This window comes from Peptococcus simiae, from assembly GCF_046569735.1.
Classification (GTDB): Bacteria; Bacillota; Peptococcia; order Peptococcales; family Peptococcaceae; genus Peptococcus; species Peptococcus simiae_A.
This window is the reverse complement of sequence record NZ_JBKICG010000008.1, coordinates 15351-32506: the sequence shown is the minus strand read 5'-3', so window position 1 is coordinate 32506 and position 17156 is coordinate 15351. Positions and strand designations below refer to the sequence as shown.

Annotated in this window: 13 protein-coding genes; 1 reads left to right on the top strand and 12 read right to left on the bottom strand. The window is 50.1% G+C overall.

The window, feature by feature from the left end; genetic code table 11:
- Window positions 1-8: 8 nt before the first annotated feature.
- The gene (locus tag ACLGL1_RS04715) at window positions 9-1235 is read left to right on the top strand and encodes a peptidase U32 family protein (protein WP_411007606.1); all 1227 of its coding nucleotides are present in this window, start codon (window positions 9-11) and stop codon (window positions 1233-1235) included.
- A gap of 220 nt (window positions 1236-1455) precedes the next feature.
- Here ACLGL1_RS04715 and ACLGL1_RS04710 read toward each other — a convergent pair whose 3' ends face one another.
- From ACLGL1_RS04710 to rbfA, 12 genes are all read right to left on the bottom strand, one after another.
- Window positions 1456-2760, bottom strand: coding sequence for a thymidine phosphorylase (locus tag ACLGL1_RS04710; protein WP_411007605.1), 1305 nt, complete (start codon window positions 2758-2760; stop codon window positions 1456-1458).
- Between the two features lie 8 nt (window positions 2761-2768).
- Window positions 2769-3935, bottom strand: coding sequence for a phosphopentomutase (locus ACLGL1_RS04705; protein WP_411007604.1), 1167 nt, complete (start codon window positions 3933-3935; stop codon window positions 2769-2771).
- Window positions 3936-3946: 11 nt separating this feature from the next.
- Complete coding sequence (gene xerA, locus ACLGL1_RS04700; RefSeq protein ID WP_408976789.1) at window positions 3947-4846, bottom strand: site-specific tyrosine recombinase/integron integrase; 900 nt, start codon at window positions 4844-4846, stop codon at window positions 3947-3949.
- Between the two features lie 13 nt (window positions 4847-4859).
- On the bottom strand, window positions 4860-7028 hold the full coding sequence (locus ACLGL1_RS04695) for an ATP-dependent helicase (RefSeq protein WP_411007603.1): 2169 nt from the start codon (window positions 7026-7028) through the stop codon (window positions 4860-4862).
- A 74-nt stretch (window positions 7029-7102) separates the two neighbouring features.
- Window positions 7103-8365 carry a 2-hydroxyglutaryl-CoA dehydratase gene (locus ACLGL1_RS04690; RefSeq protein WP_408976791.1) on the bottom strand — a complete coding sequence of 421 codons (1263 nt, stop codon included), beginning with the start codon at window positions 8363-8365 and terminating at the stop codon, window positions 7103-7105.
- A 38-nt stretch (window positions 8366-8403) separates the two neighbouring features.
- Complete coding sequence (locus tag ACLGL1_RS04685; RefSeq protein ID WP_411007602.1) at window positions 8404-11355, bottom strand: acyl-CoA dehydratase activase-related protein; 2952 nt, start codon at window positions 11353-11355, stop codon at window positions 8404-8406.
- Window positions 11356-11450: 95 nt separating this feature from the next.
- Window positions 11451-13547, bottom strand: coding sequence for a polyribonucleotide nucleotidyltransferase (locus ACLGL1_RS04680; RefSeq protein WP_408976793.1), 2097 nt, complete (start codon window positions 13545-13547; stop codon window positions 11451-11453).
- Between the two features lie 83 nt (window positions 13548-13630).
- Complete coding sequence (gene rpsO, locus ACLGL1_RS04675; RefSeq protein ID WP_408976794.1) at window positions 13631-13900, bottom strand: 30S ribosomal protein S15; 270 nt, start codon at window positions 13898-13900, stop codon at window positions 13631-13633.
- Between the two features lie 116 nt (window positions 13901-14016).
- Window positions 14017-14955 (bottom strand): riboflavin biosynthesis protein RibF, encoded by a 939-nt coding sequence (ribF, locus tag ACLGL1_RS04670; protein WP_411007601.1) that lies wholly within the window; start codon window positions 14953-14955, stop codon window positions 14017-14019.
- A gap of 13 nt (window positions 14956-14968) precedes the next feature.
- Complete coding sequence (truB, locus tag ACLGL1_RS04665) at window positions 14969-15844, bottom strand: tRNA pseudouridine(55) synthase TruB (protein WP_408976796.1); 876 nt, start codon at window positions 15842-15844, stop codon at window positions 14969-14971.
- Window positions 15841-16830 (bottom strand): DHH family phosphoesterase, encoded by a 990-nt coding sequence (locus tag ACLGL1_RS04660; protein WP_411007600.1) that lies wholly within the window; start codon window positions 16828-16830, stop codon window positions 15841-15843. The genes truB and ACLGL1_RS04660 overlap by 4 nt, the downstream gene beginning before the upstream one ends.
- Window positions 16808-17152: a 30S ribosome-binding factor RbfA gene (gene rbfA / locus ACLGL1_RS04655; protein ID WP_408976798.1), complete on the bottom strand. Its 345-nt coding sequence runs from the start codon at window positions 17150-17152 to the stop codon at window positions 16808-16810. The genes ACLGL1_RS04660 and rbfA overlap by 23 nt, the downstream gene beginning before the upstream one ends.
- Between the last annotated feature and the right edge of the window lie 4 nt (window positions 17153-17156).

The following is a 17156-nucleotide window of genomic DNA, read 5'->3' as shown; positions in this document are numbered from 1 at the left end:
GCGTGTCCATGAATCAGGTGGAATTATTGGCGCCGGCAGGCGATTTTGAAAAATTAAAGTTCGCCTTTCACTATGGCGCAGATGCAGTTTATCTGGCCGGAAAACGGTTTGGCCTCCGGGCCTTCGCCGGCAACTTTAGTGATGAAGAGCTGGAAGAAGCCGTTCGCTATGCCCATGACCGTCATAAAAAAGTGTACGTAACCATGAATGCCTATCCCCACAATGAAGGCTTGGAGGGCATTGGGGAATATGCTCAGTTTTTAGAAAGCATCCAGGTTGACGCCATCCTCATTGCCGATCCGGGTGTCTACTGGCTCATTAAAGAGGCCGGGGTTGAGGTCCCCATCCATATCAGTACCCAGGCCACCATAGTGAACTGGGCCGGCATCCGCTTTTGGGAAAACATGGAAGGGGTCGACCGGGTGGTATTGGCCCGGGAGCTCTCCCTGGAGGAAATCAGAGAAATCAAAGATAAGACCTCCGCTGAACTGGAAGTCTTTGTGCATGGAGCCATGTGTATGTCCTATTCGGGTAGATGCCTGCTCAGCAACTACATGACCGGCCGGGATGCCAATCAGGGGGCTTGTGCTCAACCCTGCCGCTGGCGGTATGCCCTGGTTGAAGAAAAGCGCCCTGGTGAATACTATCCGGTAGAGGAAGATGCCCAGGGGAGCTATATCTTCAACTCCCATGACCTGTCGACTCTGGGATACTTAAAGGACCTCATAGACGCCGGCGTTTCTTCCTTGAAAATTGAAGGCCGGATGAAGAGTATTTTCTATCTATCAACAGTTGTCCGGGCCTACCGGCGGGTTTTAGATGGCGTCTTGGCCGGTCAGGTTGATGAAGATGCTTTTGTGTATAGTGAAAAGGAATTAAATAAAATCAGCCACCGGCCTTATACCAGCGGCTTCTTATTTGGCCGCCCTGAAGACCATGCTATCAATTCAGCCTTTTCAGGGCCGGTGACTCCCTACGAATTTTGTGGCGTCGTCTTAGACTATGACCCGGCTAAAAAAATGGCCAAGATAGAGCAACGCAATAAAATGGTCTTAGGCGAGGCCATCCAGTTTTTCGGGCCAGACTATACCGAGCTGGACCATCAAATTGACCAGATGTATGACGAAAACATGGAGGAGATTACAGAAGCGCCTCATGCTAGACAGGTCATCTATATGCCTGTTGACCAGCCTGTTAAGCCAATGGATATTTTACGGCGAAAAGCAAAGGCTTGAATCTAAAAGACCGGACTTGTAAGAAAGCTTTGTATAATATAATAAAGGCCCTTAGAAAATGAGCTGTAGGGATCTCATTTTCTAAGGGCCTTTTTGGATAAGAGGGGTGTAGATACCTAATCAGTGCTCTAAGCTTACTAAGCCGTAAATTCCCATAATATATATTATGTAAACTCTTTGGATGGTCAGTTATCGTCTGCCTAAAGTGTTTAAACAAGCACTAATTAAAAGGGTTCACCTCAACCTGAGTATCTACGGTAACCGCCTTCTTCAAGGCGTCAATGGTTGGATATAGATACTGGCTCCGTTCAAGGTTGTAATGCAGCAAGGCAATCCGTTCGCCGGTAAATACGGTATCGCCGACGTGCTTATCCAGGGTAATACCTGCAGCTGGATGGATATCATCATGGTCCAGTCGGCCGGCGCCCAGGTCATGGGCCGCGATGCCAAAGACCTTGGCATCTATGGCCGTAATTCGACCGGATTCACCGCTATAGAAGTCATAGCTGAATTCAGTTTCTTCATCAAGTGCTTCGTCTAAATCGCCGCCTTGGGCCTGGACCATCTCATTGAATTTCCGTAGGGCGCTGCCGTTTTTTAAGGCCATGGCGCACTGTTTCTTCCAATGGTCGATATCTGGCTTTTCCGGGTCGATTAAGGCTAGCATATTGGCCGCGAGGTCAATGGATAGGTCCACTAGAGGGCCTTGATTGACCTTACCGGATAAAATACGAACCACTTCCTGGATTTCCAGCCCGTTTCCAATGGCATCGCCCAGGGGCTCATTCATATCAGATAAAATGATTTCACAAGGCTTGTGAAAATATTCGCAAGTTTTTTCTATTTTTTGGGCGAGGATGAGGGCCTTCTCTTTGCTGTTCATAAAGGCTCCATGGCCGTATTTGATGTCAAAGACAAAGGCATCGGCCCCAGAGGCGATTTTTTTGCTGACAATGCTTGAGCAGATGAGCCCCGGTTCTTCTATGAGGCCGATATGGTCGCGTAAGGCGTACATTTTTTTATCAGCCGGGGCTAATTGGTCAGTGGCGCCACCAATATAGAGGCCAATTCGGCTGACTTGGGCTTCTATCTCTTCTTCGCTAAAGTCGGTTCGTAAGCCGGGAATGCTCTCTAGCTTATCGATGGTGCCGCCGGTATGGCCGAGGGCTCTGCCTGAGAGTTTGACCACCGGATAGCCAAAGGAGGCCACCAAGGGGGTGATGATAAGGGTGGTCTTGTCCCCTACCCCTCCACTGCTGTGTTTATCCACTAAGCGGTAGCGGCCGTCCTGCCGTAGATGGTCCGACCAGGTCAATTGATCACCTGATAGGGCCATGGCTTCTGTTAGGAGGATGGTCTCTTCATCACTCAGGCCATGAATATAGCAGGCCGTGAGCCAGGCGGCCATCTGTGGGTCGCTGACTTCATTTTTCACATAGCCATCGACCATGAAGGTGATGGCTTCTTTATTTAAGGGAATGTCCTGGGCCTTGTTGGAAATGTAGTACTGGGCGTTTTTTGACATAAGTCCTCCTAGGTATCCAAGTATTCTTTGAAAGAGCTGCCGGCACCGCTATAAGAAATAGCAAATAGGTCAGCGATAGTGCTGGCAATATCCGCATAGCTGGTCCGTTCGCCGATATATTTACCCTCTGTTAGCCGTGGTGAATAGAAAAGCACCGGTATTTTTTCCCGGGTGTGGTCTGTCCCTGGCGCCAAGGGGTCACAGCCATGGTCGGCGGTTAAGATTAGCCAGTCCTCTTCCTGTAAACTGGCCAAGAGGTCTGGTAAGGCCCGGTCAAAGGCCAAAAGGGCCTGGGCATACCCTTCCGGGTTCCGCCGGTGGCCATAGAGCATATCGAAATCAACAAGGTTGGTAAAAATAAGGCCATGGGGGACTTCCTGAGCAAGCGCTAAGGTTGAAGCGAGGGCTTCGGCATTATTATGGCCCGGCCAATTACCTGTAAAGGTAACATTGGGGAAGATGGTCTTTATTTTTCCGACTGCGTAGCTTGGAACCTTGGTTTGGGCCAGGTCATCTAAGAGGTGTCCCGCCGGAATAGGGACGGTAAAGTCCCTCCTATTTTCGGTCCGGGTAAAGGGGCCAGCTGAGGGGCCGATGAAGGGCCGGGCAATAATCCGGTTGACCTCCTCCTCCGGCGCTGAAAAGTCCTGGCGAAGTTGGGCACAGATGCGGTAGAGTTCGTCCAGGGGGACGATGTCTTCATGAGCGGCTATTTGCAAAACGCTGTCTGAAGAGGTATAGACGATGAGGGCACCCGTTCTCAGGTGTTCATCGCCGAAGGTTTGGATGATGGCGGTGCCTGAAGCGGGCTTATTCCACAAGACATCCCTTTGGGCAACTGATTTGATGTGGTCGACCATTTTCTCAGGAAAGCCCTGGGGAAAGGTGGGAAAAGCTCGATCGCTGATTTTACCGGCCAATTCCCAGTGACCGACAACGGTATCCTTCCCTTTGGATGCTTCAAGAGCCCGGGCGGTTATGGCCCGACCGGGCTCAGGTTTTTCTTGGCAGAGCTGGATGAAGCCTAGGTCCTCTAGGTTTTTTAGGCTGGTGCCCTGGGGCAAGTGCTTAAGGGCTGAGGCCAGGGTATTTACACTGGATGGATCTCCGAAAGCGCCTGCATCCGGTGAAGCGCCTACGCCAACGCTATCTAGAACAATCATTATGACTTTCATCTGAAACCTCCCTATCCACGTGGGTGTGCAGCACGATATTGGGATAAGAGCGCATCATCTGCGATATGGGTATAGATTTGAGTGGTGGATATATCAGCATGGCCCAGCAATTCCTGGATTAATCTCAGGTCAGCGCCACCAGCCAATAAATGACTGGCAAAAGAATGGCGAAGGGTATGGGGTGTCAGGCTTTCATACCGGTCGATACCCGCTTCTTTAGCGTAACGCTTGATGATTTTCCAAATGCTTTGCCGGGATAACTGGCCACCCCGGTTATTGAGAAAGACCAACTGGGTCAAGCGGTAATTTTTTTGCCGGGGCCGCCCCTGGGCCAAGTAGCGGTCCAGGGCCTTGCTGGCAGAGTCGCCATAAAAAACCAGGCGTTCCTTTTTCCCCTTGCCGATGACCCGGATGAACTGGTCTTCGGTAAAAATCTGCTGGAGCTCAAGGGCCGAGAGTTCACTGACCCGCATGCCGGTGGCATACAGGAGTTCTAGGATGGCTGCATCCCGGACGCCCGGCATTTTAAACCGGTCCGGGGCAGCTAAGAGCTGACTAACTTCTTCAACTGAAAGCACCTCAGGCAGGTGTTGGCTGTTGCGAGGCGCCTGCCAACGGGGTGTACATGTTAATATACCCGGATAGACTTGCTGGTAATAGCTGAAGAAGGTCCGCAAGGCAGCCATCCGCCTTGCCACGGTGCTGGGCGCAAAACGCCGACCGGCGTCTTGCAGGTAGTGGTCAATATCACGCTCTGCCCAGTCGGTCGGCGCTTTATCGTCTATAAAGTGGAAAAAATCCTTGAGGTCGCGGATATAGGCTTCTTGCGTTTGACTGGCCAGGCCACGCTCTAGGTGTAAATATACCTTGAAATCCTTTAGGAGATCAGACTGCTCAAGAGGCGTTAGCATGCTGCCACTTCCTTTAATCCTCTATTTTTTGAATGGGAGCGTAGGCTGAAATGAGCTTCTTTAAGCCCATATCCGGGAACATCACGCTAATTTGCGTAAAGGGTCCCTTGTCATCAACAGCGACAACAGCTCCCTTGCCCCAGAGTTGGTGGTTGATTTTATCGCCTACCAAGTAGGTGACGTCTTCTGCCTTAGACCGTTTGACGTGTTTGGTTTCCTTGGCCGGTGTATTCTTATTATGCCGGCTATTTAAGTCATCTAAAACCAAGGATGGAATTTCATCTAGGAAACGAGAAGGCAGGTTTGCCTGCATCTTGCCATAGAGCATCCGTTTTTCGGCCCGTAAGAGGAAAAGGTGGTCTTCTGCCCGGGTAATGCCAACATAGCAGAGGCGTCGTTCCTCTTCTAAGTCACTTTCATCTACCAAACGGTAGGCATGTGGGAAAATCCCTTCTTCCATACCGGGAATGAAGACAACTGGAAACTCCAACCCCTTGGCGGAGTGGAGGGTCATGATGGAAACCGTATCCTGGTTGTTTTGGTAGTCATCTGTGTCAGTATAAAGGGCCAGGTCTGATAAAAAGACCGTCAAGGAGGCATCCTCAAGGTCTTCATGGCTGGCATCAAATTCAGCTGTCGTTGCTAAAAACTGGTTGATGTAGTCTAGCCGGGTTTCGGCTTCTACAGAGTCCTCCTCTGTCAGCATGGCTCGGTAGCCACTTTCGTCTAAGAGGAAGTTGGTTAGTTCGGCAATACTGTAATTGCCTTCATAGATTTGCTTGGCATCTGCTAAAAGCTTGAGGAAGACGTCAATAGCAGCTAGTATTTTTTTTGTGCTAATAACTTCCCGAGCCCGGGCTAAAGCGTCGATGCCGGTGATATTTTCAGACCGCATCAATTGGCGGATCTTTTCAATGCTGCCGTCTCCAATACCCCGCCGAGGAGTCTGTAAGGCCCTTTCCAGGGAGATAAAGTCATAGGGGTTAGACAAGAGGCTTAAGTAGGCCATAATGTCTTTGATTTCCTTTCGACTGTAGAACTTAATGCCCCCAAAAATTTTATAGGGGATCTTCCGCTGGATAAAGTCTTCTTCAATTTTCCGGAATTGGGCGGTCATCCGGCAGAGGACAGCAAAGTCCTTGTAGCTATAGCCGCTGTCATCTCCCAGTAGTTGGTTGATATGACGGGAAATAAAAAAGGCCTCATCTGTATCATCCAGGGCCGTATAGAGCTTGACCCTTTCGCCATCAGGTCGTTCAGTCCATAGGCTCTTGTCCTTCCGTTCCTGGTTATTGGCAATGACGCCATTAGCTGCCTTTAAAATAAACTGGCTGGACCGGTAATTTTCCTCGAGCTTGATGACCTTGGCCTGCGGGTATTGGTGTTCAAAATCCAGGATATTACGGATATCAGCCCCCCGCCATTCATAAATGGACTGGTCATCATCGCCAACAACGCAGATGTTTTTGTGCTGGTCAGCCAGAAGCTTGATTAGGGTGTACTGGGCGTAATTGGTATCCTGGTATTCATCGACCATAATATATTTAAACCGGTCCTGGTATTTTTTTAAAACGTCAGGCTGGCTTTCAAATAAGCGGATCAATTCAAAAATAATGTCATCAAAGTCCATGGCATTCTGCTGCTTCAAGGCCCGTTGATAGGCCTCATAAAGGGTTGCCAGGTTTTCAGAGCTGCCATCTCCCTGGGCCAAGCGGCGGGTATCTTCCGGGCGATGTAAGGCATTTTTCTCCCGGGAAATATCGGCAAGTAAGGCCCGTGGCGTCAGGGACTTTTCGTCAATTTTTGCCTCTTTTAGAACCCTTTTAATGACCGTTTGCTGGTCAGCTGCATCAAAAATAACGAAGTTATCCTCATAGGGAATCAAATCGTTTTCAAAGCGTAAAATATTCAGGGCTGTCGCGTGAAAGGTTTTGGCCCAGACCCGACGTCCTTCAGGGCCGATGAGGCGGCTAATCCGGTCTTGGAGTTCTTGGGCCGCTTTATTGGTGAAGGTTATGGCTAGGATATGATAAGGGGATACCTGCATTTTTTCAATTAGATAGGCAATCCGGTAGGTGATCGCCTTTGTTTTCCCACTACCGGCGCCGGCCAGTATTAGCAAGGGCCCCTCTGTTGTTTCTACAGCTAGCCGTTGGCTTTCATTTAATTCCTCTATTTGCAAACCATATCCCTTCCTTTCTTATCTTATAATATATTATCTCATAAAGAATAACTTCAAGCAAATAAAAAGCCGCTTTAAAGCGGCTTTTTATTTGCTTGGGACCTTGCTGAGGATAACATTAACTTGAGTCGGTTTTCCTGGTTGACCTGGGTGGCGCTGGCATCATAGTCAATGGGGACAATATTTGCTTCCGGATAAATTTCCTTAATTTTGCGCATCATCCCCCGGCCAACAATATGGTTGGGCAGGCAGCCGAAGGGCTGGGTACAGACGATGTTGTTGACCCCACTATTAATGAGCTCTACCATTTCACCGGTTAGGAGCCAGCCTTCCCCCATTTTCGTGCCCACATGGACAATTTCAGCAGCCTGCCCCTTGGTTTCTTCAAAATGAGCCGGGGCCTTAAATCGGGGGTAGTCGGCATACTGGTCAATGATGTTATTTTGCAGGCGGATCACCCGTCGGTAGAGGTATTCGGAGACAAGGCGCTTAATGAAGCCGGTTCCGTAGAGTTTATTATCTTCAATGCCGGCATCAATGGTGTAAAGGACGAAGTCCATTAAGCCCGGGACCACGACCTCTGCCCCTTCTGATCGGAGGAAGGCTTCCAGGTTATTATTGCCCAGGGGGGCGAATTTAACATAAATTTCCCCGACAATCCCAACCCGAATTCGCTCTTCCTCGCGAACTTCGATTTCAGAAAAGCGTTGTAGGATATCTCTGCTTTCCCGGACAATATCCTTGTCCTTAAAGGCTTCATGCCGCTTGAACTTATCACAAAGCTCTTCGACCAGGGTCTCTACCAGGGCGTCACAGTCCCCCGAATGGACTTCGTAAGGCAGGGTTTGGTTATAGAGGTCCATCAGGACATCCCCATAGAGGACGCCTACAGCCATCCGGTGGATGAGGTCTTTTGACAGGGTAAAGCCTGGGTTCTTTTCCAGGCCTAAAAGATTAAAGGACAGGACTGGGATATGCTCCATATGGGCTTGTTTTAAAGCCTTTCGGAGGAGGCTGACATAGTTGGATGCCCGACAGCCACCGCCGGTTTGCATGAGCAGTAAGGCAATCCGGTCGGTATCATACTTCCCACTTAAGGCGGCCTGCATGAGCTGGCCGATGGTCAGCTGGGCCGGATAGCAGGTGTCATTGTGGGTGTATTTCAAACCGGTATCAATGAGCTCCTGCCCCTGACCGGTTAAAACGTCTATTTTATACCCTTCCATCTCTAAAATGCGCTGTAAAAACTTAAAATGAATGGGTAGCATCATCGGGACTAAAATGGTATGCGTTTCTTTCATTTCTTCAGTAAACACAACGCGGTTTGTGGTAGACATGGCCGGTTCGTCACCTCCTAAGAAGTTTTGAGTAGCATTTACTGTTTGTTTTGCTGCTGGGCAATGGTCGCAAATAGGCTACGGAGCCGGATACGGACAGCGCCCAGGTTGTTGATTTCATCGATTTTGATCTGGGTATAGATGTCTTCTTTTTCTTCTAGGATATCCCTTACCTCATCGGTGGTGATGGCATCTAGTCCACAGCCAAAGCTGACCAGTTGGACCAGGTACATGTCATTGGTGTCTCGTACCAGTTTAGCTGCATTGTAGAGGCGGGCATGGTAGGTCCACTGGTTCAGGATATCTGTCTCGATATGGTCAGGGTCCATGGGGAGGCCATCCTCTGTTACAACCACCGCATTAAAGGTTTCAATTAATTGGTCAATTCCATGGTTGATTTCTGGATCAATGTGGTAGGGCCGACCGGCGAGCACGATAATGGGCGCTCTAACCGCCCGGGCCTTTTCAATGGCCTGAGTCCCGAAGTCCAGGATTTTATGATGGTAGTCGTCCATGGCCTTATAGGCGGCATCGACCGCCTGCTTGGTTTCTTTGGACGGAATACCAAAGGTTGCCTGAATATCTTGGCTGATGGCCTTGGTGAACTTCTTCCGGTTGTGGACCCCATAAAAGGGATATAAAAATTTGACGTCCTTGAGGGCCTTCATATTGGCTTCTAAGACCTGGGGATAGTAGGCGACCACCGGGCAGTTGTAGTGGTTATCGCTAATATTTTCGTCAAAGTTATAGGTGAGGCAGGGGTAAAAGATGGCATCGACACCCTGATCGATAAGGTTAAGGACCTGGCCGTGCATGAGTTTTGCCGGATAGCAAACGGTATCTGATGGAATGGTTGCCTGGCCGGCCAGGTAGGTATCCTTGGTGCCAAAGGGCGATAAGATTACCCTAAAGCGGAGGGCCTTCCAAAAGGCCATCCAGAAGGGGTACATCTCATAGATATTTAAGCCCAAGGGGAGGCCGATGGTCCCCCGGCAATTGTCCATGGTCCGTTTTCCTCTGGCCCGGGCCTGGCTGATCAATTGACGCTTAAAGTTCATTTCATTTGGTAGGTGGTCGCGTTTTTGCCCATCTTTATAGAGGGGCCGTTCACACCGATTACCGGCAATGAGTTCCCGGCCACCGCTGAACTGGTTAATAGTCAGCTGGCAATGGTTGCCACAGAGCTGACAAATCCGGGTGGTGGTTTTTTGCTCGAAGTCTTCCAGGTCTTCTTTCTTCAGGATGGTTGACTGGTCCTTTTCGGGTTGGCTTTTGGCAAATAAGGCGCAGCCATAGGCCCCCATGAGGCCGGCGATTTCCGGCCGGATGACCTGGCCACCAATTTCACGTTCAAAGGCCCGTAAAATGGCATCGTTGTAGAAGGTTCCGCCTTGAACGACAATGTGCTGACCCAGGTCTTCTGCGGAATTCACCCGGATAACCTTATAGAGGGCATTTTTAACCACAGACATGGACAGGCCGGCAGAAATATCTTCAACACTGGCCCCCTCCTTCTGGGCTTGTTTAACGGAAGAGTTCATAAAGACCGTACACCTGGAGCCCAATTCAACAGGGTGCTTGGCAAATAAGCCCAACTTGGCAAAGTCGGCGACATTATAGCCCAGGGCGCTGGCAAAGGTTGAAATAAAGGATCCACAGCCGGATGAACAGGCTTCGTTTAAGAAGATGGTGTCGATGAACCCATCCTTGATGCGGAAGCATTTCATATCCTGGCCGCCAATGTCTATGATAAAGTCTACATTGGGCTGGAAGGCCTGGGCGGCTGTTAAGTGGGCCATGGTTTCAACCAGGCCATAGTCAATTTGCAGGGCTGTTTTCACCAGTTCTTCCCCGTAACCGGTCACTGCGCCGGAAACCAGGTTGATGGTCGGATTGCTTTCATAGATTTTAAGTAGGGCCTGGCGAACAAATTCAACCGGCTTCCCATTTGAGGCCTCATAGCTTTCAAACAGGAGCTCTTCATCTTCACCGATGACCACCAGCTTAACCGTTGTAGACCCGGCATCGATACCCAAATAGGCCTTGCCGGTATAAGTGGTCAGGTCAGCCCGGGGCACAGCGGTCTCACTATGTCGCTGGATAAAAGCCTCATATTCGGCCAGACTTTCAAAAAGAGGGGCAACATGACTTTCAAACTGGTGGCCCTCCTGTTGCTTTTCAATGGCCTCAAGGAGGTCGCCAGCCAACATGCTCTCTTCTGATTTGCTATACAAGGAAGCCCCATAGGCTACGAAGTATTGGGCATTGTCAGGGAAAAGATAGTCATCTTCATCCCGGGCTAAGACCTCTTTAAAGGCCTGTTGAAGCCCTTTTAAAAAGGTTAGCGGTCCACCGAGGAACATGACCTTCCCCTTGATTTCCCGCCCCTGGGCCAGGCCACCAATGGTCTGGTTCACAACGGCATGAAAAATACTCATGGCCACATCGGCCTTATCGGCCCCTTGGTTTAACAAGGGCTGCACGTCCGTTTTCGCGAAAACACCACAGCGAGAAGCAATCGGATAGATGTGCTTGGCCTTTAGGGCCCATTCATCTAATTGGGCCAGGTCGGTATCTAAAAGGACGGCCATTTGGTCAATAAAGGCCCCTGTCCCCCCGGCACAACTGCCGTTCATCCGGACTTCTGTGCCGCCGGTCAAGAAGAGGATTTTAGCGTCCTCTCCCCCAAGCTCAATGACAACATCTATATCATCGTAAGCATCTTCAACAGCTAATTGTGTAGCGACAACCTCCTGAATAAAGGGTAGGTTGACTTGTTCAGCAAAGCCCATACCTGCTGACCCGGTGACAGCTATCGTTACTTGTTGATCTGTACCTATGATATCAATGACTTCACCCATTGATTCAACCGCAATGTCACGTATGAAAGAGCGGTGGCGCTTGTAAGATTGGTAGACCAAGTGACCGGCGTCATCCTTGACAGCCATTTTAAGGGTGGTCGACCCGATATCTAATCCAATATGGTACAAGAAACTCCCCCTCCAACTTTTTGTAAAATATATAACTAAAAAAGGTATGAATTCACCGTACTTGAATTCATACCCAATTTTAGGGAAAAGAATGCTTAATCAAGTAGGGCTTTCCGTGATAGATTAATCCGTCCCATCCGGTCGATTTCGATCACTTTAACCGTTACTTCATCGCCGACTTTGACGACATCTTCCACTTTATTGACCCGTTTTTTATCCAGTTGAGAGATATGAACCAGGCCATCTTTGCCGGGTAGAATATTTACAAAAGCACCGAAGTCCATGATACGAACGACTTTGCCGGTGTAAATTTCCCCAACCTCCGGATCCTTGACAATGTCTTGGATCATTTTGACTGCCTGGTCTGCTGCTTGTGCATCATTTGATAAGACGCTCACTGTGCCATCCTCTTCTACATCGATTTGAACACCCGTTAACTCGATAATCTTTTTAATGGTTTTGCCGCCACTGCCGATGACATCCTTAATTTTATCCACATCAATTTTAAAGGATTCAATTCGAGGGGCAAAGGGTGATAATTCTGTCCGGGGTGCATCAATGCATTTGAGCATGGTATCCAAGATGAACAAGCGCCCTTCCTTGGCCTGCTTCAAGGCCTGCTCTAAAATAGCCTTGTTAATGCCATTAATCTTGATGTCCATTTGGATGGCGGTTACCCCATCTGAGGTACCGGCGACCTTAAAGTCCATATCCCCAAGAGCATCTTCCAGTCCTTGTAAGTCGGTCAGGACGCTGAATTGGTCTTCTTCACGGATGAGGCCCATGGCCACGCCGGATACCGGTTTTTTAATGGGAACCCCTGCAGCCATGAGGCTCAGGGTACTGCCACATACAGAGGCCATTGAAGTGGACCCATTGGATTCGATGGCTTCTGACACCACCCGAATCATATAGGGGAAGTCTTCAATATCAGGAATCACCGGCTCTAGAGCCCGCCGGGCCAGGACCCCATGACCAATTTCCCGTCTGCCTGGGCCCCGAATCGGCCGGGTTTCCCCAACGCTGTAGGGTGGGAAATTGTAATGGTGGAGGTAGCGACGGCTGCTTTCATCATCCAGGCCGTCCAGGGGTTGGTTATCTCTTGTGGACCCAAGGGTCACAACAGAAAGAATTTGCGTCTGCCCCCGGGTAAAGACAGCACTCCCGTGGGTCCGCGGCAAGAGGTCCACTTCACAGGTCAGGGGGCGGACTTCATCTAAGGCCCGGCCATCCGGGCGGATTTTATCGTGGGTAATTAACCGGCGGACGATGGCTTTGGTTAAGTCATCCAGGGCCTGCTTGATCTCCCCTTCGCCCTCTTCAAAGCGGTCGATGAGGAGGGTTAGGGCCTTGTCTTTAGCCGCTGCAATGGCTTGGTCACGGTCTTTTTTGTTGACAATTTTTAGGGCAGCCGTTAAATCATCCCAGGCTGCCTCTTTAACAGCTGCTTGAATATCTGGGTCAATCGCCGGGGGATCGAAGGCGATTTTTTCTTTGGCAATCCCCTTTTCCAGGGCTTCCTGGCGCATGTCCTCAATTAAGTCGGTTAATGCTTGAATGGCCTTGTGGCCTTCGAGAATCCCCTCCAGAATGACCTCTTCTGAGACTTCCTGGGCACCGGCTTCTACCATCATAATGGCGTCGTGGGTCCCTGCTACAGCTAGGTCCAGCAGGCTGGCTTCCCTTTCGGCATGGTTGGGATTAATCATCATTTCCCCATCCACATAGCCGACATGGACCCCTGCAATCGGGCCTAAAAAGGGAATATGGGATAAATGCAGGGCACAAGATGCCCCGATCATGGCTGCCATATCCGGGGGATTATCCGGATCAACGCATAGGACCGTGGCAACAATCTGCACATCATTCCGGTAGCCCTTCGGAAATAGGGGTCGAATCGGTCGATCGATTAAGCGGGCAGATAGGGTTGCCTGTTCTGATGCCCGGCCTTCACGGCGCAAGAAGCTGCCGGGGACTTTCCCGGCGGCGTACATTTTTTCTTCAAAGTCAACGGTTAAAGGGAAAAAGTCAATACCTTCCCGGGGTTCTTGGCTACCTGTAGCGGTGACCAAGACAACGGTATCCCCGTACCGAACCAGGACCGAACCGCTGGCCTGCTTGGCTAAATGGCCAGTCTCCAGGCTTAGTGTTCTTCCGGCTAACTGCATTGACCGGCGAATCACTGTATCCATATAAAGCCTCCTCACGAATTTATAAAAATTGCCAAGGACACAAAAGCGCCTTGGCAATGTATACGCTTACCAGTTGGCTTCACTTACCGACGTAAGCCAAGCTTCGAGATGAGATTACGATAGCGATCCATATCGATTTTCATCAGGTAATTTAATAACCCTCTCCGTTGGCCGACCATTTTTAATAGGCCACGACGAGAGTGGTGGTCTTTTTTATTGCTTTTTAAGTGCTCGGTCAAGTAATTAATCCGATAGCTTAATAAGGCGACTTGTACTTCCGGGGACCCGGTGTCACCTTCATGGGTTTGATATTCCTTGATGATTTCTTGTTTTTTAGCTTGATCTAATGCCATAATTATTTTCCTCCTTAAAATGAGTGTCACCGGAAACAAAGTCCTCGCCGGAGAAACGGTAGACTGTGCTTCGGTCCAATTCAACTACTTAATTATACAAAATAGTGCAGGGGGCGTCAAGACATAGGCTTATATTTCTCAGCTAAATATGCCCTGCCCATTTCGATATCCTTCATAATGGCTGCCTTCAATTCTGGAAAAGAGGCAAACTTGGTGATACCCCGCAAAAAGTGCAAATCACGGACGCAAAGCCTTTCGCCGTAAATATCCCGGTCAAAATCCATAAGGTAGGCTTCAACCGTTTCAAAGGGGTCATCATTGACCGTTGGCTTGGTGCCAATATTAATGACGGAATGAAAAATCTGGTGCGGCTTGTCGGCTAAAAAACACCGGCCGGCATAGACCCCGGGCCTGGGTAGGAGCAGGTCTTTTGGCAAGGAAATATTGGCCGTTGGAACCAGAAACTTCCGGCCATTGGCCAGCCCATGGATGACCTCTCCACAGAGCTGGTAGGGGTAGCCCAGATAGGTCTCCACCTGGGCGACGTCCCCTTGTCGAAGCAGCTGACGGATGACGGTACTGCTCAAGACCTGCCCATCGCACTTGTAAGCCGGAATCACTTCCACCGGAATAGGGGCCACAAGGTCGACCAGGTCCTGGGCCTTCCCCCTGGCCTGGTGACCAAAGGTGTAGTCAAAGCCCACTACCAGGCCCTTGGCTGTCAGCGTTTTTTGAAGGAGGTCCCGGGCAAAAGCTTCCGGGGGCAGTTCGGCAATCCTTTTATCAAAGGGCACCGAAAAAACTTCGTCAACAGCCAAGTCCTCAAGCCGCTTCATTTTTGTTTCTTGACTCATAATATATTTAAAACCAGGGTCAGCCAAGGACTGAAACTGGGGGTAAAAAGTGGCAACCATCAGGGGTATGCCAAGCTTCTGAGCCATTTCATAGCCCTTTTGGATCAGGGCCTGGTGACCTAGGTGGAGTCCATCAAAGTGGCCTAGGACAAGGACTCTTGCCTGATTGGGAACTTCTTTAAATGAATGGTATATTTTCATATTTCGCCTACCTCTAGTCATTAAAAACCTTTTTAGGTTGAAATTCCGCGTCTTTTATAAAGCCGATTGCGACCATCTTATCCAGATGACTTGCAACAACCGGGCCCCCTTCTATCCCAGCGTTGGCCTGTAGGGGGATGGCATTCCCATTCTGGACCCGTTTCTGCTCATCCCCAGTTAAGGCAAGTTGGGGATAACCTTTCATGGCTTCGTACATGGGAATAATATAGGCAGCTGGATCCGTAGCTTCTTCTAACTGGGCTAAGGGAATGGCCTGGGAAAGGTCAAATTGTCCGCTGGATAAGCGGCGCAAGCTGGCCATATGGGCAGAAGATCCAGCGGCCTGGCCGATATCTGCACAAAGGGACCGGATATAGGTGCCCTTGCTGACAGTTACTGAAAAACAGGCCTGGTGTCGGTCATATGTATGGAGCTGGATTTCTTTGATGGTAATCTGCCGGGCCTTCACTTCCGGTAGGGGCCTGCCTGCTCGGGCCAGTTTGTAGAGGGGGACACCGTCTATCTTAATGGCCGAATACTTAGGCGGGATTTGCATTTGCTCACCTAAAAAACCCTCCAGGAGGGCTGCAAAGGCCTCTGTACTTAAGTCCGGCAGGTCCGTTTCCTCAACCACCTCGCCGGAGGCATCTAGGCTGTCTGTGGCCTGGCCAAAAACAAGCTGGGCCTGGTAGGATTTATCATCTGCTGTTAAATATTCAGCCAACCGGGTCGCCTGCCCCAGGCAGATGGGTAAGACTCCTGTTGCATCCGGATCCAAGGTTCCCGTATGGCCGATCCGCCTTTGCTTGAAGACCTTCCGTAACCGGCTGACTACATCGTGGGAGGTTAAACCGGCCGGTTTATCAATGACGAGGATGCCGTTAATCATAAGGCCTCCCTTTTCAAGTAGCTACGGGCCCTTTCGGTAAGGACTTGGCGGGCCTCTGCCATCGGCAGCTTCAACTTACAGCCGGCAGCACGTACGTGTCCGCCACCGCCAAATTCGCCGGCCAATTGGTTACAGTCGACATACTGCTTGCTCCGTAAGCTGACTTTTATTTCGCCAGTGGCTAGTTCGCGAAGCAGGATGGATAACTCAACCCCCTGCACTTCCTTCAGCTGACCGACCAAGCCGTGGACCTCATCATCCGCAACCCCCAGAGAGGCCATGAGGTCATGGGAGATTTCCGCTACGGCGACTTTACCGTCAAAGATAAATTCGCTGGAATTATACAGGGCATTGAGCAACTGGAAGCGCGCCTTTGAAGTACTTTCAAAGACATGGTAGCGAATGGCAGCTAAGTCTGCCCCACAGGTCATCAGCCAGGCAGCTGTGGAAAAGGTATCGGCTGAGGTTTTTTCATAGCGAAAGGACCCGGTATCGGTGTGGATACCGGTTAAAAGGCAGGTCGCCGCCTCTGCTGAAAGCGGGAAGCCCCACTTCCGGCACAGGTCGGCCATAATGGCACAGGTAGCCGGGGACTCGCTATCTACATAGTTTAAATCCGAGAAGGGCTCATGGCCGGCATGGTGGTCAATGGTAATGGTTCTTTTGCCGGCCCAGGCGGCCTGGCTTAGGCCGAGCCGGTCCAGGTTGCCGCAGTCCAGGGCTATTTTCACATCCGGCTCAGGGCTTTGGTCAGTCCAGGGGGATAAGTCATTCATGCCGGGCAGAAAGGCAAAGCTTTCCGGCCGGCCGGTTTGATTATAAATGTCCACTGTCTTACCTAACTGTCGTAAAACCTGGGCCAAGCCCAGTTGGGCTCCAATGGCGTCTCCATCCGGATGAATGTGCGAAAAAATAGCAATCCGCTCTGCGTCCTCAAGGGCAGAGCGAATGGCCATATCATTGTTATTGATCATTTTTGAGGTCATTTAAAATCCCATCTATCTTAGCGCCGTAAATCATTGAGTCGTCCAATAAAAATTCCAAAGCAGGAACCGTCCGGGTTTTTAACCGCTTGCTTAAAAGGGTCCGGATATAGCCGCTGGCCTTGTTCAAAACATCAACGACTTCCTGACGTTCCTCATCCTTACCCAGTTTGCTGATGTAGACCTTGGCATAGCCCAGGTCCCCGCTTACAGATACCTCAGTGACACTGATTAAGCTGTCGATACGCGGATCATTGATTTCTGACCGAATGATATCCGTCATGTCTCTTTTAATTTCTTCAGCTACCCGCTCTATATTGGCCATACTA

What these genes read in the sequence shown, in the direction of transcription:
- rbfA (WP_408976798.1), bottom strand. Translation starts at nt 17,152, where the DNA reads ATGGCCAATATAGAGCGGGTAGCTGAAGAAATTAAAAGAGACATGACG.
- ribF (WP_411007601.1), bottom strand. Translation starts at nt 14,955, where the DNA reads ATGAAAATATACCATTCATTTAAAGAAGTTCCCAATCAGGCAAGAGTC.
- ACLGL1_RS04660 (WP_411007600.1), bottom strand. Translation starts at nt 16,830, where the DNA reads ATGACCTCAAAAATGATCAATAACAATGATATGGCCATTCGCTCTGCC.
- ACLGL1_RS04710 (WP_411007605.1), bottom strand. Translation starts at nt 2,760, where the DNA reads ATGTCAAAAAACGCCCAGTACTACATTTCCAACAAGGCCCAGGACATT.
- rpsO (WP_408976794.1), bottom strand. Translation starts at nt 13,900, where the DNA reads ATGGCATTAGATCAAGCTAAAAAACAAGAAATCATCAAGGAATATCAA.
- ACLGL1_RS04690 (WP_408976791.1), bottom strand. Translation starts at nt 8,365, where the DNA reads ATGTCTACCACAAACCGCGTTGTGTTTACTGAAGAAATGAAAGAAACG.
- truB (WP_408976796.1), bottom strand. Translation starts at nt 15,844, where the DNA reads ATGATTAACGGCATCCTCGTCATTGATAAACCGGCCGGTTTAACCTCC.
- ACLGL1_RS04705 (WP_411007604.1), bottom strand. Translation starts at nt 3,935, where the DNA reads ATGAAAGTCATAATGATTGTTCTAGATAGCGTTGGCGTAGGCGCTTCA.
- ACLGL1_RS04715 (WP_411007606.1), top strand. Translation starts at nt 9, where the DNA reads ATGAATCAGGTGGAATTATTGGCGCCGGCAGGCGATTTTGAAAAATTA.
- ACLGL1_RS04680 (WP_408976793.1), bottom strand. Translation starts at nt 13,547, where the DNA reads ATGGATACAGTGATTCGCCGGTCAATGCAGTTAGCCGGAAGAACACTA.
- xerA (WP_408976789.1), bottom strand. Translation starts at nt 4,846, where the DNA reads ATGCTAACGCCTCTTGAGCAGTCTGATCTCCTAAAGGATTTCAAGGTA.